The following is a 21133-nucleotide window of genomic DNA, read 5'->3' on the forward strand; positions in this document are numbered from 1 at the left end:
CGCAGTCTCAAACGAGGAGGAACACGGACTTGGCCGGGGCTCATTTCAGTTCGGCTGAGACTTTATCCGCTACGTCTTTGGGTACCCATGCCTGCCACACTTGCGGGTGCGCCTTCATGAACGCTTCGGCTGCCTGACGCGGTGCCGTATGTTTTTCACTCATATCAGCCAATGCCTTGTTCAGCGGTTCGATCGGCAGGTCGACCTTGGCAAAGAACTCGGCAATTTGCGGGTACTGTTTCTGAAAGGGTGTAGACACACCAATCGACAGCTTGGAGGCCAGAGAGCGCGTAGGTTTCGGATTTTGGTTATCGGCGTCGGTCAGGGTTTTCCAGGCGTCTGCATCAAACGGTGGCTCTTGCAGTTGAACCAGTTTGAAGCGGCCGAGCAACGGCGTAGGTGACCAGTAATAGAAAAGGATTGGCTTGCCGCGACGAATCGAGGAGCTGATTTCCGCATCCAGTGCAGCCCCCGAACCGCTGCGGAAGTTCACGTAGCTGTCGTCCAGACCGTAGGCTTTGAGCTTCTGCTTGTTCACCACCTCAGACGTCCAGCCGATGGGGCTGTTGAGGAAACGACCTTTGCCGGGAGACTCCGGATCGCTGAACACGTCCTTGTATTTGGGCAGGTCACTGACGCTGCGCAGGCCCGGCGCCATGGGTTTGATGCCCCTGGCCGGATCGCCCTTGATCACATATTCCGGCACCCACCAACCTTCAGTAGCCCCTTTGACCGTGTCGCCCAGGCTCACAACTTTGCCTTCGGCCTCAGCCTTGACCCAGACCGGACTACGCCCCGCCCATTCCTCACCGATGACCTGAATGTCATTGCTGGCCAGCGCGGTCTCCAGAGTGATCGTCGTGCCGGGCAGCGTATCGGTCGGTAGCCCGTAGCCCTTCTCGACGATAATTCGCAGGATGTCGGTGATCAGGCTGCCGCTTTCCCAGTTCAGGTCGGCAAAATGAATAGGTGCCTGGGCCGCGAATACCGGAACCGGTGAAGCGAGTAAACCCACAGTGGCCACACTAGCGGCCAGCAACCGTCGAAGTCCTTTCATGCTTTTGCACCTCGTGCTGTTCACAGCAATAGCAGGATGGCCTGGCGAAGACCGCAAGCCTCAAAATACTCAGTCAACTGACTGTAGTAGAGGTTCCTGCTTTCGAGGGGTGTGAATCAATATTCGCAACTTTCCAGTTACGGCAACGCCATCACTCGCTGGCTTTGAAGCTCACCAGTTCGCCTTTACGCCACTTGGCAGCCTTGGCAGTGACCGCTTTCAAAGTCTTGGTCAAACCTTCCTGCAGTTGCTGATTGGCTGCAAACACCGTGACCACGCTATGGCCTTCCTTGAACACAATGGCGTGGCCATCCGCCGTGGTAACGAACGCGTAATCACCCAGCCCGTACACCGTCAGTTTGATGTCACGGAACTTGATGTCCAACTTGCCGCCTTCGCGACTGGGTAATACAGAAGCGCTGAAATGATCGCCGACTTTAAGTTTAAGCCCCGGTTTGTCATCGACAACCAGCGCCTCCTCGGTGTCGATTTCAGCGATGTAAATGCCTTCAGCGTTCTGCTCGGTGATGTAAACAAAACGCGACTGAAACTGTTTAACCAGCTTTGCGCGCAGATCACCCAGCACGAACAAAGCATGCATATCGAGATTACTTACTGCCAAGGAAACATCCCCACATTTGAAAATGATGCCGCACACGAAAAAGGCGCACGGCAGAAAAAAGCGGCAATGCCGGAGGTGTAGCCAAATGAACCTGGTTGAAGTCCCGGACGAGCAGAAAGCTCATCCGTCGCGAGGCATGAAAAGACTAATGGAATGTCACTCGCGTCGTCTTGCCTGGTGTTGGTCAGCGCTTGAGGACAAGCACCCTTTTTACGACCAGAGAAAACGGACTATCAACTTTAAGGAAAAAACGCTTCAAGAAAAGCACTTTTCCGACATATTGCCCGCAAAAAATTGATTTAGATGAACAGCGATCTCCAACCAGTGACGGTGATTCTAGAGCAGCCAGGCTCATCGAGACTACTCAAAACGACGGACATACGTCGGCTAATCAGAGAAAAGGACTTCATATGTGCACGCTGACACACTTTACACCGCCCATAAATAGAACCTTCGCCGCGTATTCGCGGCAGTCAAGACAACCCGAGTCAAACCCTGCGCCCCACAGCCGGCCAAGGTTTCAGGTAGTTCTGGCAGGCAACGCTTTCTTTCATATCAAGGAAATTTCCTCGGGACACGTAAGAGGTTTCCGCAGCGACCACAACGAAGCGTGCGCACTGGCTCGTTCTCTTGAATGACAGCGTTACCGACGTTGTCCCATTCATAGCAATAGGCGTTTCGTCATGCCGGAGACTTAACTCAGCCGCCGGCAAGCAACTACTGCCATACTGACCGGCCAATGAAACCCGTCCTCAGGCCGGACGGTGTTTACTACAACATAATATTTCCAAGGGAAGGCTGCTACGTGACGGAATTTGATATCGGTGAATTTTTTATCCGGGGCGAAGCCAGAGAGGTCGACGGTGAATTCCAGGCAGTGATTGTCATGCGCACCAAACCGCCGCTGACGACCGTGACGTATCATCAGGTCGAAAAGGACCGCTGGTTCAAAACCTCGGAAGTGGCCGCCGTTGCCGCCAAGGAAGCCGCTCAGGCATTGAAGACTGCTGTCGATGAAGGCGCATTGAAAGCCTGACACCCGGGTTTGCAGTCTATGCTCTCGCCTGCTGCAGAACATCGATCGAACTCCTGAAGCGCGGCCACCTCAGATGCAATGTGCCGCATTTCAGATCTCGTACTCGACGCGCCCCGCAAGGAGAAGAACATGGATTCACCCACACACGACTTGAAAGGTTTGTTCGACCAACTCGGCCTGGATTCCAGCGAGAAGGCAATAGACGATTTTATTGCCCGCCATTCCCCTCTGCCCGACGACAAAAAACTGATCGATGCTGACTTCTGGACGCCGCAGCAAGCAGGCTTCCTGAAAGAACAGCTGCGTGAAGACGCCGATTGGGCGCGGGTGGTCGACGACCTTAACCTGCGCATGCATCAGACTCACTAGCCCCCCGATTTAATGCAGGTTGTCTGGCCTGGCCGCGTTTAAACGCGGCAGCCAGGCAGCCCTGCAGTTTTCGCCGCTTCCTACCTCGCACTCTCCGGTTTATACCCCAGGCGCAAACCGCCCCAATGCCTTCCCTTGAGCATGATCGGCACCGAAAGGTCGTGCATCAACTCGCCTGTATCACGGGTGTAAGTCTGTAGCAAAACCGCCTGTTGATGGCTGCCACAGCGAATTCCGGTGCGGTCGGCAAACTTGCGTTTGGTGCGGTTCTGCAGGCTATCCAGTTGTACGTCGCCAGTCAGTGGCTGGCTGAAAATCTTGTTATGGGTGGGCACATAACCCTGCTGCGTGCAGGCAATCGCAAACACCAATCCCTCATGTCGCGGCAATAGCGCCTCTTGGATCGCCGGTAAAACCTGGTCGGTATAGCGGTCAAAACGGGTCTGGTATTTAGCCGGCGAGGTGTTGGGGATGGGCTGGTAGTTGCGATCGAACAAGTCATCGAGACTGGCGCGTCCCTCATCGATATCCGCTTCGAAGCGCGCTGCAATCTGAGTCGCACCCTCGCGCGCCAGGTCATAAATTCGCTGGTGATAGTCATCCAGGCCGACTTCGGCCAGACGCTCGCTGATGGTTTCTGCCTGGCCTTCCATTTGCACCGCGGCTTGAGCCAGCCGTTGCGTTTGCTGATCACTGATCGCCAGGTCGCTGCGCATTTGTTCGATGGCATGGAACAGGCTGTCAAGTTGCTCGCGATTGGTCTCGGCGCCTTTGGCAATTTCCCCAACCTGACTTTCAACGCCGGCAGCCAGGCGCGCGATGTTTTCCAGGTGCTGGCCAGTGTGCTCGACCTGCTGGACGCCAATGTCGAGGTCGCTGGACAGTTGGCGGATCTGCTCCACCACTTGCGCGGTGCGCTGCTGGATATCGGCCACCATCTCGCCGACCTCGCCGGTGGCCGTTGCGGTACGTGCCGCAAGGCCGCGAACCTCATCGGCAACCACCGCAAACCCGCGCCCGTGCTCACCGGCACGAGCGGCCTCAATCGCCGCGTTCAATGCCAGCAAATTGGTCTGGCTGGCGATGGACTGAATCACCAGGGTGACGCGCTGGATATCGTCACTGCGCACGCTCAGGGCCTCGATCAGCTCCCGGCTGTTGCTGGCGCGCTGGCTGAGTTGATGCATGCGAGCGATGGACTCGATCAACTCCGTACGCCCCGCCGCACTGCTTTGATTGGCTTCACCGGCAGCGCTGAGCGCTTGGCGGCTGAGGGTTGAAGTGGCCTGTTCGGTGGCGATCATCACTTCAGCGTTGCTGACAATCTGCGCCGCTGCGCTGAGTTGCGATTGCAGTTTATCGGCCAACTGCTTGACCGAAAACGCCACGCCAGCCGCCGATAGCGCGTTATGGCTGGTGGTGTAGGACAGATCACGCGTCAGTGTGGCGATGGCACTTGCGGAGTCTGCGACGGGTATGGGGTGTATCGCGCGCGAGCGCAACCGAGGCAGCCACACAATCAGCACGGCGGATGGCAGGCAGACGTAAAGCGACCAGCCGCCCAACGCCATGCCGCACAACAACAGCATCAGGGCGATGCTTTGCAGTGTCGGCGTCAACCAGCGGTGTTTTGACACTAAAACTGGTGCAGGCACTGGCCCAACCAGAGATCCGTCTCTCGTCATCTTGTCACCCCACGCGTCTTCTAATTGTTGTCTCTGCATTAAACGCCACTACAAGGCCATTATCCATGATCCATTAGTAGTGGGCATTGCAGCAGGTCAATAGAAGTGCAGCACTTTTGCGCAGGCGAAAAAAAGCATCGCGGGCCAGCCTTGCTCCCGAAGGAGTGGGCTTGCCCGCGATGCGGGACGCTACGAAATCAGGCCTGACGCTGGTGCTTGTCGATCTGTTCGTGACGCTCTTGTGCTTCGATGCAGTACTTGGTGGTCGGGCTGATCAGCAGGCGCTTCAGGCCAATGGCCTCGCCGCTGTCGTCGCACCAGCCAAAGCTGTCTTCCTTGATGCGCTCCAGAGCCTGTTCCAACTGAGGCAGCATGCGCTGGTCGCGATCAATCGCGTTCACCAGCCAAGTACGCTCTTCTTCAACAGACGCGGCGTCGGCCGGATCGGCTGGAGTGTCCAGGCTCTCGATGGCGATGCGGTTCTGCTCGATGCGCTCGTGGGTTTCGACTTTCATGTTTTGCAACAGCTCAGAGAAAAAAGCATGTTGCTCGGCATTCATGTAGTCATCCGCCGGCATGGCCAGCAACTTGTCCTTTGTCATTGATATCTCTATAAAAAAACGTGCATTAAGGCGAATTAGGGAGCGTTCCGGCGGACCTGAGTCGGCCATCGGAAGGGCGCCGTTTATTCCAAGCGCCACCCGGCACTCAATTTACGAGGGGCGGCAGTCTAAGGCCGACTTGCGGCCTCTGCAATTGAAAAGACAGCGAATTTGTCCGACAAAGCTTCGAAAGTGCTCTATGGCAGCCTTTGCGGTGGTTATCGGAGTGCGTTTATAGCAAGAAATTCAACCGAGCGGCTTTATATAGAAGACAAACGGACGCGCCACGCGGGTCAGGCGTGGCGCATTTACGGGGTAACTTCAAGCTCAGCGCTTGAGTTTGCGCTTGTTGCGGTATTGGTCGATGACCACCGCGACCACAATGATCAGGCCTTTGATGATGTCCTGAATATAGGCATCGACGCCGACAAAGGTAAAACCACTGGCCATGACCCCAAGGATCAACGCGCCGATGACGGTGCCGGTGATGCGCCCTACTCCGCCGGCAAGGCTGGTACCACCGATGACCGCTGCGGCAATCGCGTCCAGTTCATAGGACATGCCCATCCCGGCCTGGCCAGTGGCCGCACGCGCCGAAGCGACGACACCCGCCAACCCTGCAAGCAACCCGGCGATGCTGTAGACGATCACCAGATGGCGTTTGACGTTGATGCCCGAGGTACGCGCCGCCTGCATGTTGCCGCCGATGGCGTAGGTGTACTTGCCGTACTTGGTGTAGCGCAACGCAATGTGAAAAATCACCGCGACCACCAGGAAAATGATCACCGGCATCGCGCCGTGTCCGATTGCCGTGTAGGAATCGGACAACATGCTCACCGGTTGACCTTCGGTGTAGAACCGCGCCAGGCCACGCGCCGACACCATCATGCCGAGGGTGGCAATAAAGGGCGGAATCCCGGTGATGGCAATGATGCTGCCGTTGATCGCGCCTGCCAGTAAGCCCACGCCCAACCCGGCGATGACCGGAATCCACACCGGCAGGTCGGTCAGTGAGGGAAACACGGCACGGGCAAAGTCCGAGGTCTGGGCCAGGCTGGCAGCGATCATCGCCGATAACGCGAGGACTGAACCTGAGGAAAGGTCGATCCCGGTGGTAATGATCACCTGCGTCACGCCGATCGCCAGCAGACCAATGATCGAAACCTGCAGGATCATCAGCACTAGGCGTTGCGAGTTCATCAGGAAGCTCTGGTCGCGGACGATCCAGCCGAAGACTTCAAACACCAGGCCGATGCCGATCAATACCAAAAAAATACTCAACTCGGTGGGAAAGCGCCGGCGTCTCTTGACCGGTGCCGTGGCTGGCTTGTTTTCCAGAATCGCGTTCATAACTACTCACCCTTCTAAAAAATCCGTGTGCCGGTGTTCAGTTTTTATTTAATGGTGCAGGGACATGCCCGAGGCCAGTTGCATCACCCGCTCCGAGGTCGCCTCGGTGCGATCGAGGGTGCCCATCAGGTCGCCCTCGTGCATCACCATCACGCGGTCGCTCATGCCCAGCACTTCGGGCAACTCCGACGAAATCATGATCACTGCCATGCCTTCGCTGGCGAGCAACGAGATCAGCCGATAAATCTCGACCTTCGCGCCCACATCGATGCCTCGGGTGGGCTCGTCGAGAATCAAAATCCGTGGATTGGTCATCAACCATCGCGCCAGCAAGGCTTTCTGCTGATTGCCGCCAGACAAGGTGTCGATGCACTGTTCGAGCGAGGGGGTTTTCACCCGCAGCTTCTTGCACATGTCTTCACACAACACGCGCAGGGCTTTCTGCTGGATGAAACCGTGCCCGGCGTAATGCGGCAGCACCGCCATTTCCATGTTTTCCAGCACCGACAGGCAAGGGAACAGGCCGCTGAGCTTGCGGTCCTCGGTGAGCAGCGCAAAACCTTTCTGGATAGCCACGTGCGGGTCGCTGATGCGCACCACCTCGCCATCAAGCCGGATTTCGCCGCCGTCGCTTGGAGTAATGCCAAAAATCGCTTCGGCAACGTTGGTTCGGCCCGAGCCCATCAGCCCGGCAATGCCCAGGATCTCGCCCGCATGCAGATCAAATGAAACCCCTTTGAAAATACCCTCAAGCTTGAGGTCGCGGACCGACAGCAGCAGATCACCAATCGGCTTCTCGCGCACCGGAAACAACTGGCTCAGCTCACGGCCCACCATCATCGAAATCAGGCTGTCACCGTCCATGCTGTCGGCACGTTGCAGGCCGATGTAGGCACCGTCGCGAAACACCGCCACTTCATCGGCGATGGCGAACACTTCATTCATTTTGTGAGTGATGTAGATGATGCCTTTGCCCTGGCGCTTGAGGTCGGCAATGATCGAGAACAGATGCGCAACTTCCTTGTCGGTAATCGCCGAGGTCGGTTCGTCCATGATCAGGATGTCGGAGTCGTAGGACACCGCTTTGGCGATCTCGACCATCTGCCGCTCGGCGATGCTGAGGTTGCCGACATGTTCTTCGGGATCGAGGTTGATGCGCAGCCGTTCCAGCAGTTGCGCGGTGCAGCGGTGCATTTCGCGGTGATCAATCATGTGCAGGCCGTTGAGTTGCTCACGACCGATCCAGATGTTCTCGGCGATGCTCATGTGCGGCATCAGGTTGAGTTCCTGGTGGATCATCGCGATGCCGGCCTGAAGCGCCGCCAGTGGCGTTTCGAAAATCACCGGTTTGCCTCGCAGGCGCAATTCGCCGGCGTCCGGCTGATAAATGCCGGCGATTATTTTCATCAGGGTGGATTTGCCGGCGCCATTCTCGCCCATCAACGCCAGTACCGACCCGGGACGCACCCGAAGCTGCACGTCGGATAAGGCCACGACACCGGGAAAGCCCTTGCTGACGTTGACGATCTCCAGCAAGTACGGCTCATCGACAGGTAATGCAGTGGGCTGGACACCCGCCAACGGGGTGCTGGAAGCAGTCGCTGAAGCGAACATGATCAGGTACTCCATCAGCAAGGTCGCGGTCGCCACCTTGCGTACTTATTGTTGTTATTGAACGTACGGACTATTTGAAAGTGTCGACGTTTTGCGGAGTGATCAGGCGGTATGGCACCCAGACGTTCTGCTCCACCGGCTCGTTTTTAGCCATTTTTACCGCCGTGTCGATGGAACCGTCCGCCTGACCCTTGGCGTCCTGGAACACCGAGACCGCCATGTTGCCTTTCTTGATCGCGTTCAAGCCGTCCGGCGTACCGTCGACACCGGCAATCAGCACACTGCCCTTCTCGACACCCGCTTGCTGCAGGGCCATGCCGGCGCCAATCGCCATCTCGTCGTTGTTGGACACAATCGCATCGAACTTGCGGCCCTGGGTCAGCCAGTCATTGACCAGCGTCATGCCTTTATCGCGCAGCCAGATGCCGGTTTGCTCTTGTTCGATCTTGATGTTCGGGTACTTGGCCAACACCTCTTTTACGCCTTTGGTGCGGTTGGTGGTGGAGTTGTTGGCAAGGTCACCCAGCAAAATCACGATGTCGCCTTTGCCGCCCATTTTGTCGGCCAGGTATTGCATCTGCATTTGCCCGGCTTCGAGGTCGTTGGACGCCACGGTCACCACGCCTTTGGGCAGGTTGAGGTCATCGGGACGCCGGTTGACGTACACCAGCGGGATGCCAGCCTTGACGGCGGCTTCGGTGATTTTTTTGGTGGCTGCGGTGTCCACCGGGTTGACCACGATGGCATCGACTTTCTGGCTGATGAAGCTTTCGACCTGGCTCAGTTGCTTGACCACATCGCTGCGTGCGTCTTCGAATTGCAGCTTCACACCGTCGGGATAGGACTTGGCTTTCTGGTCCATCGATTCACGCAGGTAAGTCAGCCAGGTGTCATCGAACTGCGACATGCTGACACCGATTTTAATGTCGGCCAGCGCAGCACCGCTGGCGAACATCAGGGACAGGGCAAGTGCGGTGAAACGGATCTTGGTCTTCATGAAAAGTCTTTCTCCACATTCTTGTTGGTCTTATGGATGAGGCGTGACGATTTTCAGTAAGCGGACAAGCGGAAAAGGATTAAACGTAGCGCGTGGCAGGTCGCTGGAAACGACTCTATTGGAATATAATTTCTATATCAACTCATTTTAGAATTTTATTCTAATTTTTTTCCATGGCTTTCGACCGGGCTCAATTCCACTGTTTGCTGGCGCTCTGAGCTAAGCCGCGCAGCGTCTAACACGCGGGTGGTCGCCAGCGCATCGCGGGCATCAACGGGCGGCGGGCCACCGTCGCGCAACGCCGTTTGCAGTTGCAAATAGAACTGATGCCAGCAACCCCGTTCGGAAGGAACACGTTCGCGCACTTCACCCTGCTCGAACCAGCCCCAACGCCGGTGCTCTTCCACGCCCCAGCGTTCGCCCTCAGATTTTGGGGTGAGCCCGGCAAGCGTCAGCGCTTCCTGGCCGTCCAGCCCATCGACGCTGTAACAGCCTTGCGTCCCGGTTACCCGAAACCTTGGCCCAGGAGTGTTTTGCAGGCAACTGCCGCCCAAGTGCGAGATCACACCGCTGGCATGGGTTAGCGAAACGAAAAAGCCATTGTCGTAAGCCTGGTCTTTTTCCAGGTAATCCAGTTCGGCGTACACCCGCGTGACGGGCCCAAACAGCAGTAACGCCTGATCCACCAGATGACTGCCAAGATCGCGCAGGAATCCACCACCGCTGCCGTTGTTCACCGACTGCGGCGAGTAACGTTCCACACGTGATTCGAAACGGGTGATCTGGCCGAGCGCGCCAGATTCGATCAGCTTGCGCACCGTGAGGAAATCCGAGTCCCAGCGCCGGTTCTGATAAACGCTAAGCATCACGCCTTGGCGCTCGGCGGTGGTAATCAGCGTTTGTGCCTGCTGCGCATCGGCGGCGAACGGCTTGTCACTGACCACCGCCACGCCGTGCTCAAGACCGTCGAGCACCAGCGCCGGGCGGCCCTTGAGCGGCGTCGAGATCACCAGTACGTCGATGCCGGCCTCTACCAATTGGCCGATATTGTCGAAGGCCGGCACGCCCGGGTATTCAGTCGCCAGCAGCTGTTTACGTTCCGCCGAACGCGTGACCACACCGACAAATGTTGCCGCGGGCAGGCTGCTGATCAGCGGAGCATGGAAAAACCGGCCGCCATGGCCGTAACCGACAAGTCCGATACGCATGTAGTTCTCCTTAAAGATGAACACAGCTCCCGAGGGAGCAGCGACTATTCAACCGCACAATTCACGGGTGACGCGCTCCAGCATCATTCGGCTTGACTCGTCCGGCCGATCTTCCCAGGCGAACACCGAGACGGTGGCAATGCCATCGAACTTGATCTCGCGCAATGTGCCGAAAAACGCGTCCCAATCGACTTCGCCCTGCCCGATGTCCAGGTGTTGGTGCACCGTAGCGGTCACGCCCGGCGGGTTGACGATGTAGCGCAGGTTCGATGAAGCCTTGTGGTTGTAGGTATCGGCGATGATCAGATGGCTGAGCTTGGAGCCGGCGTACTTCAGCATCGAGGCGATATCGCCTTTGCCATCGTCGTAGAAAAAGGTGTGCGGCGCGGCGTACAGGTAGTTGATCCAGTCGCGATCGAGGCCGCGAATGATGTCCACCGACTCGTTGTTGCGCTCGCAGAAATCGTACGGGTGAGCCTGGATATCGAGCTTGACGCCTTGGCGTTCGAACTCCGGCATCAGTTCATCCATGGAGCGCATGAACTGGTTTTCGCACACCAGCGGGTTATCGGACTGCCCGGTGAATTCAGTGTTGACCAGCTCGCAGTCCATCTCCACGGCAATCTGAATCGCGCGTTTCCAGTTGCGCACCGCCGCCACGCGCAAACCTTCGTCGGCAGCGGCCCAGTGGTACATCGGTAATAAGGAAGAGAGTTTGACCCCGGTGTCGCTCAGGGCTTTGCGAAACTCCTTGATGCGCGCCTTGTCGACACGCGGCGCCTTGTAGAACGGCAGAAAGTCTTCCCGGGGCGAGAGTTCGATGTGTTGGTAACCCAACTCGGCGACCTTATCGACCATCTTGCCAAGGGACAGATTGCGGTACATGTAAGGGTCCAGTGCGATGCGCATGTTCTTGTTCTCCTTTACCCGAAATCGACGCCGCCCCCTGTAGGAGCGAGGCTTGCTTGCGAAGGCGGTGTGTCAGGCGACATTAACGTCAACTGTGCCGCCGTCTTCGCGGGCAAGCCTCGCTCCCCAGGGAATAAGGGTTAACCGTAAAAGTGTGGGCGCGCCGGCAGGCTGACTTTTACGATCTGGCCGCTGTTTTGTGCCTCGATGCAGGCATCCGCCGCCACCGCGGCTGCAAAACCGTCCCATGCCGAAGGCCCGCCGACCTGGCCGGCTCGCACACCATCGATGAACGCCTGCAACTCGACGTCGTACGCCGCAATAAACCGGTCCTTCCAGTCCATCAGAATCGCGTTGGACAACTTCGCCCCGCTGCGCATCTGAACCTGGGATGGCTCCGGCAGTTTGGCAATGCCGGTCTCGCCCACCACTTCGCACTGAATGTCATAGCCGTACTGACAGTTGACGAACACTTCAACGTCGATGCGTGTGCCCTTGGCGGTTTCCAGCAATACGATTTGCGGATCTTTCAAATGCGCGAGTGCTTTGCTGCTCTTGCGCGGGAACACCACTTGTACCGATACGTAATCGTCATCAAGCAACCAGCGCAGCACATCCAGCTCATGAATCAGGGTGTCGGTGATTGCCATGTCGGTCTTGTAGTTCTCGCCCACGCTCGGGTTGCGGTGCGCGCAGTGCAGCATCAAGGGCTCGCCGATCTGGCCGCTGTCGATCACCGACTTCAACGCGCGATAACCTTCATCGTATGGACGCATGAAACCGACCTGCACCAGGCGTTTACCGTGCGCCACTTCGGCCTCGACGATGCTGCGGCAGCCTTGCGCGGTCACCGCCAACGGTTTCTCGCAGAACACCGGTTTGCCGGCGGCAATCGCGGCCAGCACAAACTCTTCATGGCTCGGCCCCCAGGACGTGACCAGAATCGCCTCGACTTGCGGTGACTTGATCAGCGCGTGGCCATCGGGGTACACCTCGGCGGTCAGTTTCAGGTCGGCCACAACCTTGGCCGCTTGTTGCAAGTTGATGTCGGTGACGGCGACCACCTGGCTGTTGAGCAAGGTCTGGCTGCAACGACGAATGTGATCCTGGCCGATGGCCCCGGTACCGATAACGCCTAATTTGAGAGACATGCAGGGACTCCTGGAAATAGTGTTGGCAACTGTAGGGAGATCAGTACTGACGGGCCTTGGCCAGTCGTTCATTCAAGGTCTTGGCGACCGCATCGGTGCGCACGCTGGTGGACACCTGCGCCACGCCGACCCGCCACCACGACAGGTACTTGTGAATCATGGTTTTGGGCAGGACCTTGATGTCGATCAGCGTCGACACGCTCTGCAACCGTGCATCGGCCAGCGCAGCCTGCAGTTCTTCGACAGTGTTCACTGTGTAGGTCTTGCAGCCATAGGCCGCCGCACTCATGGCGAAATCCACCGGGACGAAACCGCCATCGAGCTTGCCGGTCTCAGGATTACGGAAACGGAACTCGGTGCCGAAGCTGTCCATCCCGTGTTCCATCTGCAAGTTGTTGATGCAGCCGAACGTCATGTTGTCGAGCAGCACCACGTTGATCTTGCGACGCTCTTGAATCGAGGTTGCCAATTCGGAATGCAGCATCATGTAGGAGCCGTCACCGACCAGGGCGTACACCTCACGCGCCGGCTCGGCGAGTTTTACGCCCAGCGCCGCGTTGACTTCGTAGCCCATGCACGAATAACCGTATTCCACGTGGTAGGTATTCACCCCTTTGCTGCGCCAACTGCGTTGCAAGTCGCCCGGCAAGCTACCGGCGGCGGCGACGATGATCGCGTCGTCGGCCAGGGTTTCATTAAGCACGCCCAATACACGGCTTTGCGTGAGGCACGAGCCGGTCAGCTCGATGAATTCGCGCAGGACTGCCGGGTCCATGTGGTCATTGATTTCCGGGACGAAATCCCGGCCCTGATACTCGACCTGATAGAGCCGATCAACCTCCTCATCCAGTTGCGCCTTGGCCTCGCGCGGCTGCTCGCCCCACGCACTGCGGTAATCGCCCAACACATCACTCAATGCCTGAAAACCACTTCTTGCGTCTGCCAGCAGTTGCACACCATCGAGTTTCAGCGCATCGCAAGGGCTGATATTAAGGTTGAGAAACTGCACCTCAGGGTGCTGGAACAGTGATTTGGAAGCCGTGGTGAAATCGCTGTAGCGGGTGCCGACACCGATGATCAAATCCGCGTCCTTGGCCAGCAGATTGGCCGCCAGGCAACCGGTTTCGCCGATACCGCCCATGTTCAGCGGATGGCTTGAAACGATCGCGCTCTTGCCGGCCTGGGTTTCAGCGAATGGAATATCAAAACGTTCGGCAAACGCCTGAAGGGCCGCATTGGCACCGGAGTACTTGACCCCACCGCCGCAAATGATCAGAGGCTTGCGCTTGCCGTTGAACAACGCCAGGGCATCGCCGAGCATCGCTTCGGTCGCCGGGCGACGCTCGATGCGGTGCACGCGTTTTTGCAGGAAGTAATCGGGGTAATCATAGGCCTCGGCCTGCACGTCCTGCGGCAACGCCAAGGTCACGGCGCCGGTTTCGGCGGGATCGGTGAGCACGCGCATCGCATGGATCGCGGCCGTCATCAGTTGCTCGGGACGGTTGATGCGATCCCAGTATTTGCTGACAGCCTTGAACGCATCGTTGGTGCTGATGCTCAAGTCGTGAAACTGTTCGATCTGTTGCAGCACCGGATCTGGCTGGCGACAAGCGTACACATCGCCGGGTAACAGCAGCAGCGGTATGCGGTTGGCCGTCGCCGTGGCGGCAGCGGTCAGCATGTTTGCCGCGCCCGGGCCGACCGATGAAGAACACGCGTAAATCTTGCGCCGCAGGTGCTGTTTGGCGAAACCGATTGCGGCGTGCGCCATGCCTTGTTCGTTGCGGCCCTGATGCACGATCAGGTCGCCGCTGTCCTGCTCCAGCGCCTGCCCCAGACCGAGTACGTTGCCATGGCCGAAAATGGTAAAAATCCCGGCAACGAACTTGCTCTGGACACCATCGACCTCGATGTACTGGTTATCAAGGAATTTCACCAGGGCCTGAGCCATGGTCAGTCGTGTTGTGGTCATGTTCAATCCTTCAATACACGAAGAAACTTTTGTGGAAGCGAGCTTCTGTGGCAATCCGGCTGCGAGCTTTTGTGGCGAAGGAATTCATCCCCGATGGGTGACGACGGCTGCGCAGCCGGACGGGGATAACCCCCTTACCACGAGCCTCACACTCCATCGCCCTGCACCTCGAGGAGAAATTTCATCAGCCTTGAGTTTTTTGCAGGTGCGCCATGCTGGCGCCGATGGCCTGCTGGATATCCGCCAGGCCATGCACGCTGTCGGCAAACGGTTCGAACGACAGGTAGCCGCTGTAACCGGAGCTCAGCAGGGTGTCGATCTGCGCCGCATTGCCAAGGATGTCGCCCTCGCCCACCAGCACTCGATGGCCATCGCGGATGCTGTTGAGCGGAGCGTCGGCATCTTCCACGCCCGAGATGTGCACCAGCCCGGTCAGCGCCGGAAAAAACGCCTGCTCGCCGGCCAGATGATGGTGAAAGGTATCGTGCACCAGGCGGAATACATCCAGGCCGCCAATGGCCTTGATCGCCTCCACTGCCGGTGCTTTACGGCGCAGCGAGCACTCCTCGAAACCCAGCGGCTCGACGAAGCCGAGAAGGCCGTGATCACGTAAGACAGGCGCCAGTGCGCTCAATGCGGTGCGCAGGCCTGAGGCGCGCTCGGCCTCGCTGCGCGGATCGACGCGGTCGTTCAACGGGCACAACACCAGCCCCTGCGCTCCGCAATCACGGGCATACGCCGCCAGTTTCAGCGCTTGCACACGGCGCTCGTCATTCCACACATCGAAGGGGTACAAGGCGTTGATCGACAACACGCTGATGCCCTTCGCTGCACACAACTCACGCACTCGCTCGGGTGGCGTGCCGTCCTCGATCTCGACCCCTTTGAGGTCGTTGCGGATTTCGATGGCGTCAGCCTTGAGCGCCACCGCCAGTTCAATGAACTCAGGCAGGGACAAGCGTGGGGCGACCATACGGTTCAGGGCGAAGCGCAGGGGTTTGCTCATTATTGTTGTACTCCGCAAGTGGAACTACTTGGCAGTCGGCATGCTGAATTCAGGGCCTTTGGCGATGCTGTCAGGCCAGCGTTGCATCACGCTTTTGTAACGACTGTAGAAACGAATGCCTTCTTCACCGTAAGCGTGGTGATCACCGAACAGCGAGCGCTTCCAGCCACCAAAAGAGTGCCAGGCCATCGGCACCGGAATCGGCACGTTGATGCCGACCATGCCAACCTTGATCGTGCGAGCGAAGGCGCGGGCAATGCCGCCGTCGCTGGTGAAGCACGACACGCCGTTGCCAAACTCATGGGCGTTGATCAGTGCGATCGCACTGGCAAAATCCGGCACCCGCACGATGCCCAGCACCGGACCGAAAATCTCCTGCTGGTAAATACTCATCTCGGTGGTGACGTTATCGAACAGTGTTGCGCCGACAAAAAAACCGTTCTCGGCACCCGGCACTTTAAAATGGCGCCCATCAACGATCAGCTGTGCGCCTTGCGCCACGCCCTGGTCGATAAAGCCTTCAACCTTGGCCTTGTGTTCGGCGGTCACCAACGGTCCCATGTCGCTGTCACCCAGCATGCCGTTGCCGACCTTGAGCTGATCGATGCGTGGCAGCAGTTTAGCGATCAACTGATCGCCAACATCGCCGACCGCAACTGCAATCGAAATAGCCATGCAGCGTTCGCCGGCAGAGCCGTACGCCGCGCCAATCAATGCGTCGGCCGCTTGATCGAGGTCGGCGTCAGGCATCACGATCATGTGGTTCTTCGCCCCGCCCAACGCTTGCACTCGTTTGCCGCGCGAGGTCGCCTGCTGGTGAATGTACTCGGCAATCGGCGTCGAACCGACGAACGAAATGGCCTCGATATCCGGGTGTTGCAGCAACGCGTCCACCGCGACTTTGTCACCCTGTACCACGTTGAACACACCGTCGGGCAAACCGGCTTCGGTCAGCAACCGCGCCATCAGCACACTGGCGGAAGGATCACGCTCGGAAGGCTTGAGGATGAAGCAGTTACCGGTGACCAACGCCAGCGGGATCATCCACAGCGGCACCATCACCGGAAAATTGAACGGCGTGACACCCGCGCAAACGCCCAGCGGCTGACGCAGGTTCCAGTTATCGATGCCGCCACCGATATTGTCACTGAACTCGGTTTTCAGCAGGTTCGGCGCACCGCAGGCGTATTCAACGATCTCGATGCCGCGGGTGACTTCGCCCTTGGCATCGGAGAACACCTTGCCGTGCTCGCGGCTGATGATTTCTGCCAATTCATCATGATGACGGTCAAGCAATTCCTTGAACTTGAACATCACCCGCGAACGGCGCAGCGACGATTGTTCGGACCACGCCGGGAATGCTGCAAGGGCTGAGGCAACCGCGTCGTTCACCGTTTTCTCAGTCGCAAGCCCCACGCGGGCCTGAACGCTGCCGGTGGCGGGATTGAACACGTTGCTGAACCGCTCACTGCCGTTGTCGCATACCTGACCGTCGATGTAGTGGCCTATGACCTGGGCGTCGCTCATTGTTATTCTTCTCCTTTCAAACCGTTGGAATTCAAAGATCCAGCAACCAGCTGTGCTGTGGATCGTTATGGAACTGCCACACCCGTTTCGGGCCGGCCATCACGTTCAGGTAATACGACTCGTAGCCATAGGGCACGCTGACCGGGTGATAACCCTTGGGCACCACCACCAGGTCACTGTTTTCCACGGCCATGGCCTGATCGATACTGCGATCGTCGGTGTAGACCCGCTGAAAAACGAAACCCTGAGGCGGGTTGATCTGGTGGTAATAGGTCTCTTCAAGAAAACTCTGGTGCGGTAAATCGTCAGTGTCGTGCTTGTGCGGTGGGTAGCTGGACGAATGCCCGGACGGCGTGCGCACCTCCACTACCAGCAACGAATGCGCAGGCTCGGTGTCTGGCAGGATGTCGCACACGTAGCGGGTATTGGCGCCCTTGCCGCGCACGCTGCGCTTCATGGTTTCAGGTCTGATCAGCCGTGGGCCAAGGCCATTACCCGTGGCGCCGGGCGCGGCACACACTGCAATCTGCACTTCACTTGAGGCGATAACCTGAGCCTGACTGCCAGGGGGCAGATAAGCGGCGAACGGCGATTTGTCGTCGAACACCGACTGCCGATCACCGATATCTTGCCAATCGAAACTGCCCTGCCCCGGCGCTTCGCCCTTGATGCTGGCGCGCCCACTGAGCAACACCAGGCACAGCTCTTTATCACCGGCGGCCACCGGCAAGGATTCACCCGGGCTCAGGCGATAAGCCGCGAAGCCTACGTATTCCAGCGCTGCGGCGCCCAACTCGACCATGGTCTGGCCCGACGCGTTGCTTTTAACCAGCAGGCTCATGACGCGATCCTCTCATCGAGCAACGCACGCAAAGTGTCGTAACCTTTTTTGGCGTAGACGTAACTGGGCGCAACGGCTGGGTCCTGCTCGGCTTCGACCACCAGCCAGCCGTGATAGTCGGCAGCCCACAGCACGTCGAGCAACGCCGAGAAATCAATGTCGCCATCGCCCGGCACAGTGAAGGTGCCGTTGATGATGCAGTCCGGAAAACTCCACAGGTTGTTGCGCGCCAGTTGCACCACCGGTTTGCGCACATCTTTGAAATGCACGTGACAGATGCGCTCGATGTGTTTGCGCAGCACCTGCAGCGGCTCACCTCCGCCCATATAGCAATGACCTGAATCGAACAACAGGCCGACTTCGCTGCCGGTCAATGCCATCAATTTATCGATGTCGGCCGGCGACTCGACGTAGGCGCCCATGTGATGGTGATACGCCAACCGTACACCTTGGGACAGGGTGAAGCGTGCCAGCTCAGTGAGCTTGTCGGCGTAGGCCTGCCAGGCCTGTTCGGTGTGGAAACGCGGGCGCTCGACCAGTGGAATGCGCTGGCCCTGAATCGAATCGGCGACTTCGCCGTAGACCAGCACCGTGGCGCCGTTCTTGGCCAGCAGTTCAACGTGGCTGCCGATGGCATCGATTTCTTCGGCCACCGAGCGTTGCGCCAGTCGGCTGGAGTACCAGCCAGACACCAGCGCCAGGTCATAGGGCCGCAGCACGTCACCGACGCCTTTGGCATCTTTCGGGAATTTACCGTTCAGCTCGAAACCTTCGTAACCGATTTCACGTCCTTCGCTCAGCGCGGTGCTCAGCGGCGTCTCGCCGCCGAGCGACGGCAAGTCGTCGTTGCTCCAGGAAATCGGGTTGATGCCAATTCGAATAGCGGGCATGGCTGCACCTTTTATTGTTTTACCTAATCATTGAATGCGGCACTCAACCCTGTGGGAGCGAGCCTGCTCGCGATAGCGGTGTGTCAGGCGACTTTAATATTGACTGTCAGACCGCAATCGCGAGCAGGCTCGCTCCCACAGGTTCAGTGTTCACACATTGAAAATGTTCAGCTCCGGGCTGTGCGCCAGGCATCGATCAAGCCAACAAACGTGCCCTGCACTTGGCGGATCAGTGTTTCGTCGTCGATTTCACCGGCCATCCACGCGCGGCTCGGTTCCTGGAAAATCGTGCGGCCCACCGCAAAACCGCGGCAAGTCTGGCTGTGGCTCGCTTGCACGAACCCTTCGGCCAGCGCTGCTGCTGGCGCGTTCAACCCCAGCAGCACCACGCCTCGGCAATACGGATCTCGCTCTTGAATCAGCTCGTCGAGCTGTTTCCATTCGGCGGCGCTTTGCGCTTCGATTTTCCACCAGGCCGGATAAATGCCCAGGTTGTAGAGGCGTTTAAGCGCGCGATACAACACATCCGGGTGCGTCGACGGATGGTCCTTGGGCGGAATGATTTCCAGCAGCAGTTCATGCCCGCTGACTTGCGCGGCCTCGTACAAACCCTTGATCTGCGCTTCCTGCTCCAGACGCAGCAGCGGCTCGTCGTCCGGGTGAAATTGCACCAGGCACTTGATGATTTGTTCCTGCGGCCAGGCAATCAGGTTGCTGCCGATAGAGCGACCGTGTTCGAAGGCCAATGGCCGCGAACCCTGTACCTCCACCGGTCGCGCAACCCACCAGCCACGACCTGTCGCAGCGTTCAGCGAATCCTGGCCAAAGCGCTGATCGGCCAGCAGCCCGACATCGGCTTCGATGCCTTGCGCCTTTAAGTCAGCTTCGACCCGCTCCACAGCGTTGATAAAAAGTTGTTTGAGTTCACCGATACTGCTGAGCTCACGCCCGCCCTTCTGCGCCAGCTCGACCAATTGCCCGCGATGGTCGAAGGCAAAAATGAACAACTGCTTCCACTGTTTGCGCGGCACACTTACTTGGTGCAAACGCTGCAATACCGCGTCCTGATCCGGGCGCGTAATAGGCACCGGGCTGCTGAACAGATAGTCGAGTTCGGCGCGGGTCGGCATTGCCGGGGCACACGCATGGCGCGACACCACCAGGCCTCCGCAGGCATTGGCCAACTGGCAGCAGCGCTCGTCACTGGCATCTTCCAGCCAACCGGCGAGGAAACCCGACATAAAGGCATCGCCGGCCCCCAACACGTTAAGCACTTCTACCCGAACCCCGGGATACAGCGCGCCATCTTCGAGGCGCACCGGAATCACCCCGTGAATCACGGTGCAGCCTTGCGGGCCGAGCTTGACCACCAACGTTGCAGCGCTCAGGCGTCGGACATTGCGCAGCGCAGTGAGCAAATTTTCGGAACCGCCAGCAATCAGGAATTCTTCTTCAGTGCCTACGATCAGGTCAAAACGCGGGAGGATTTTTTGCACGTGTTGGCTGACGTTCTGATCAGCGACAAACCGCGTTTCACCGTCGGCCTTCCCCGCCAGGCCCCAGAGCACCGGGCGATAGTCGATGTCCAACACACGTTTGACGTTGTGCTTTTCGGCGTAGTCGAGCGCCTGAATGCTCGCCTTGTAGACCCCGTCGGTAGAGAAATGAGTGCCAGTGATCAGCAACGCTTTGCTGGAGGCAATAAAGGCTTCGCTGATGTCCTCGGCACGCAGTGCCATGTCGGCGCAATTTTCACGGTAGAAAACCAGCGGAAAGGTTTCACGGTCCTTGAGGCCCAGCAGCACCATGGCGGTCAGGCGCTCTGCATCGACTTTGATACCGCTGACATCACACCCTTCACGCGCCAGGGATTCCAGAAGGAAACGCCCCATGTGATCGTCCCCGACCCGGCTCAGCATCGCCGACTTGAGGCCCAATCGAGCCGTGCCAAACGCGATGTTGGCGGATGAGCCACCGAGATATTTGGCGAAGCTGCTGACATCCTCCAGCCGCGCCCCGACTTGCTGCGCATAGAGGTCGACGCCAAGGCGCCCAAGGCAAATCAAATCCAATTGACGCCCACTGGCAAAACGAGTCTGGCCCATGCTGGCTCCTGTTATTTTTATCAGCCTGCGCTCGGCGCCTTGGCGGCGCGGAACACTGTTGGTGGACGCAGACTAAAACGTTCCGGACCGAACAATCAATATTTATTCCAAATATTTTTTACGTGGAATATTTTTTCCAATAAACTGCGGTACGAGCGTTCCAGACGCAGTACATCGTTTCAGCAAGCCTGT

Annotated in this window: 18 protein-coding genes; 2 read left to right on the plus strand and 16 right to left on the minus strand. The window is 58.2% G+C overall.

Annotated features, from left to right (window positions below):
* Positions 1-40 precede the first annotated feature (40 nt).
* Both ACQR3R_RS10465 and ACQR3R_RS10470 read right to left on the minus strand, forming a co-directional pair.
* The gene (locus tag ACQR3R_RS10465; RefSeq protein WP_428272045.1) at positions 41-1057 is read right to left on the minus strand and encodes a glycine betaine ABC transporter substrate-binding protein; all 1017 of its coding nucleotides are present in this window, start codon (positions 1055-1057) and stop codon (positions 41-43) included.
* A gap of 151 nt (positions 1058-1208) precedes the next feature.
* Positions 1209-1679, minus strand: coding sequence for a hypothetical protein (locus ACQR3R_RS10470; protein ID WP_428272046.1), 471 nt, complete (start codon positions 1677-1679; stop codon positions 1209-1211).
* An 805-nt stretch (positions 1680-2484) separates the two neighbouring features.
* Between ACQR3R_RS10470 and ACQR3R_RS10475 the strand changes: the two genes are divergently transcribed.
* Together ACQR3R_RS10475 and ACQR3R_RS10480 are read left to right on the plus strand one after the other, a co-directional pair.
* Positions 2485-2715 (plus strand): hypothetical protein, encoded by a 231-nt coding sequence (locus ACQR3R_RS10475; protein ID WP_428272047.1) that lies wholly within the window; start codon positions 2485-2487, stop codon positions 2713-2715.
* Positions 2716-2844: 129 nt separating this feature from the next.
* Positions 2845-3084 (plus strand): DUF2789 family protein, encoded by a 240-nt coding sequence (locus ACQR3R_RS10480; RefSeq protein WP_428272049.1) that lies wholly within the window; start codon positions 2845-2847, stop codon positions 3082-3084.
* An 80-nt stretch (positions 3085-3164) separates the two neighbouring features.
* Here ACQR3R_RS10480 and ACQR3R_RS10485 read toward each other — a convergent pair whose 3' ends face one another.
* The 14 genes from ACQR3R_RS10485 to ACQR3R_RS10550 all read right to left on the minus strand — a co-directional run bounded on the left by ACQR3R_RS10485 (position 3165) and on the right by ACQR3R_RS10550 (position 20941).
* Positions 3165-4721, minus strand: a complete 1557-nt coding sequence (locus tag ACQR3R_RS10485; protein WP_428272050.1) for a methyl-accepting chemotaxis protein — start codon at positions 4719-4721, stop codon at positions 3165-3167.
* A 245-nt stretch (positions 4722-4966) separates the two neighbouring features.
* Positions 4967-5371, minus strand: a complete 405-nt coding sequence (locus ACQR3R_RS10490; protein WP_007907888.1) for a TraR/DksA family transcriptional regulator — start codon at positions 5369-5371, stop codon at positions 4967-4969.
* Positions 5372-5698: 327 nt separating this feature from the next.
* A complete protein-coding gene (locus tag ACQR3R_RS10495) occupies positions 5699-6721 on the minus strand; it encodes an ABC transporter permease subunit (RefSeq protein ID WP_428272051.1) in 1023 nt (340 codons plus the stop codon).
* 48 nt (positions 6722-6769) lie between these two features.
* Complete coding sequence (locus ACQR3R_RS10500) at positions 6770-8335, minus strand: ATP-binding cassette domain-containing protein (protein ID WP_428272052.1); 1566 nt, start codon at positions 8333-8335, stop codon at positions 6770-6772.
* Between the two features lie 70 nt (positions 8336-8405).
* The gene (locus tag ACQR3R_RS10505) at positions 8406-9332 is read right to left on the minus strand and encodes a substrate-binding domain-containing protein (RefSeq protein ID WP_428272053.1); all 927 of its coding nucleotides are present in this window, start codon (positions 9330-9332) and stop codon (positions 8406-8408) included.
* 155 nt (positions 9333-9487) lie between these two features.
* Positions 9488-10540, minus strand: coding sequence for a Gfo/Idh/MocA family protein (locus ACQR3R_RS10510; protein WP_428272055.1), 1053 nt, complete (start codon positions 10538-10540; stop codon positions 9488-9490).
* 48 nt (positions 10541-10588) lie between these two features.
* Positions 10589-11449 carry a TIM barrel protein gene (locus tag ACQR3R_RS10515; RefSeq protein ID WP_428272056.1) on the minus strand — a complete coding sequence of 287 codons (861 nt, stop codon included), beginning with the start codon at positions 11447-11449 and terminating at the stop codon, positions 10589-10591.
* A 140-nt stretch (positions 11450-11589) separates the two neighbouring features.
* On the minus strand, positions 11590-12600 hold the full coding sequence (locus ACQR3R_RS10520; protein ID WP_428272057.1) for a bifunctional inositol 2-dehydrogenase/D-chiro-inositol 1-dehydrogenase: 1011 nt from the start codon (positions 12598-12600) through the stop codon (positions 11590-11592).
* A gap of 40 nt (positions 12601-12640) precedes the next feature.
* On the minus strand, positions 12641-14572 hold the full coding sequence (gene iolD / locus ACQR3R_RS10525; RefSeq protein WP_428272058.1) for a 3D-(3,5/4)-trihydroxycyclohexane-1,2-dione acylhydrolase (decyclizing): 1932 nt from the start codon (positions 14570-14572) through the stop codon (positions 12641-12643).
* A gap of 184 nt (positions 14573-14756) precedes the next feature.
* Positions 14757-15578: a TIM barrel protein gene (locus ACQR3R_RS10530; RefSeq protein WP_428272059.1), complete on the minus strand. Its 822-nt coding sequence runs from the start codon at positions 15576-15578 to the stop codon at positions 14757-14759.
* Between the two features lie 24 nt (positions 15579-15602).
* Positions 15603-17105, minus strand: coding sequence for a CoA-acylating methylmalonate-semialdehyde dehydrogenase (locus ACQR3R_RS10535; RefSeq protein ID WP_428272060.1), 1503 nt, complete (start codon positions 17103-17105; stop codon positions 15603-15605).
* 31 nt (positions 17106-17136) lie between these two features.
* Positions 17137-17946, minus strand: a complete 810-nt coding sequence (iolB, locus tag ACQR3R_RS10540) for a 5-deoxy-glucuronate isomerase (RefSeq protein WP_428272061.1) — start codon at positions 17944-17946, stop codon at positions 17137-17139.
* On the minus strand, positions 17943-18836 hold the full coding sequence (iolE, locus tag ACQR3R_RS10545; RefSeq protein WP_428272062.1) for a myo-inosose-2 dehydratase: 894 nt from the start codon (positions 18834-18836) through the stop codon (positions 17943-17945). The genes iolB and iolE overlap by 4 nt, the downstream gene beginning before the upstream one ends.
* Before the next feature lie 167 nt (positions 18837-19003).
* On the minus strand, positions 19004-20941 hold the full coding sequence (locus ACQR3R_RS10550; RefSeq protein WP_428272063.1) for a bifunctional 5-dehydro-2-deoxygluconokinase/5-dehydro-2-deoxyphosphogluconate aldolase: 1938 nt from the start codon (positions 20939-20941) through the stop codon (positions 19004-19006).
* Positions 20942-21133: the final 192 nt, after the last annotated feature.

Origin of the sequence: Gordonia sp. IEGM753, assembly GCF_050321825.1 — a bacterium.
GTDB lineage: Bacteria > Pseudomonadota > Gammaproteobacteria > Pseudomonadales > Pseudomonadaceae > Aquipseudomonas.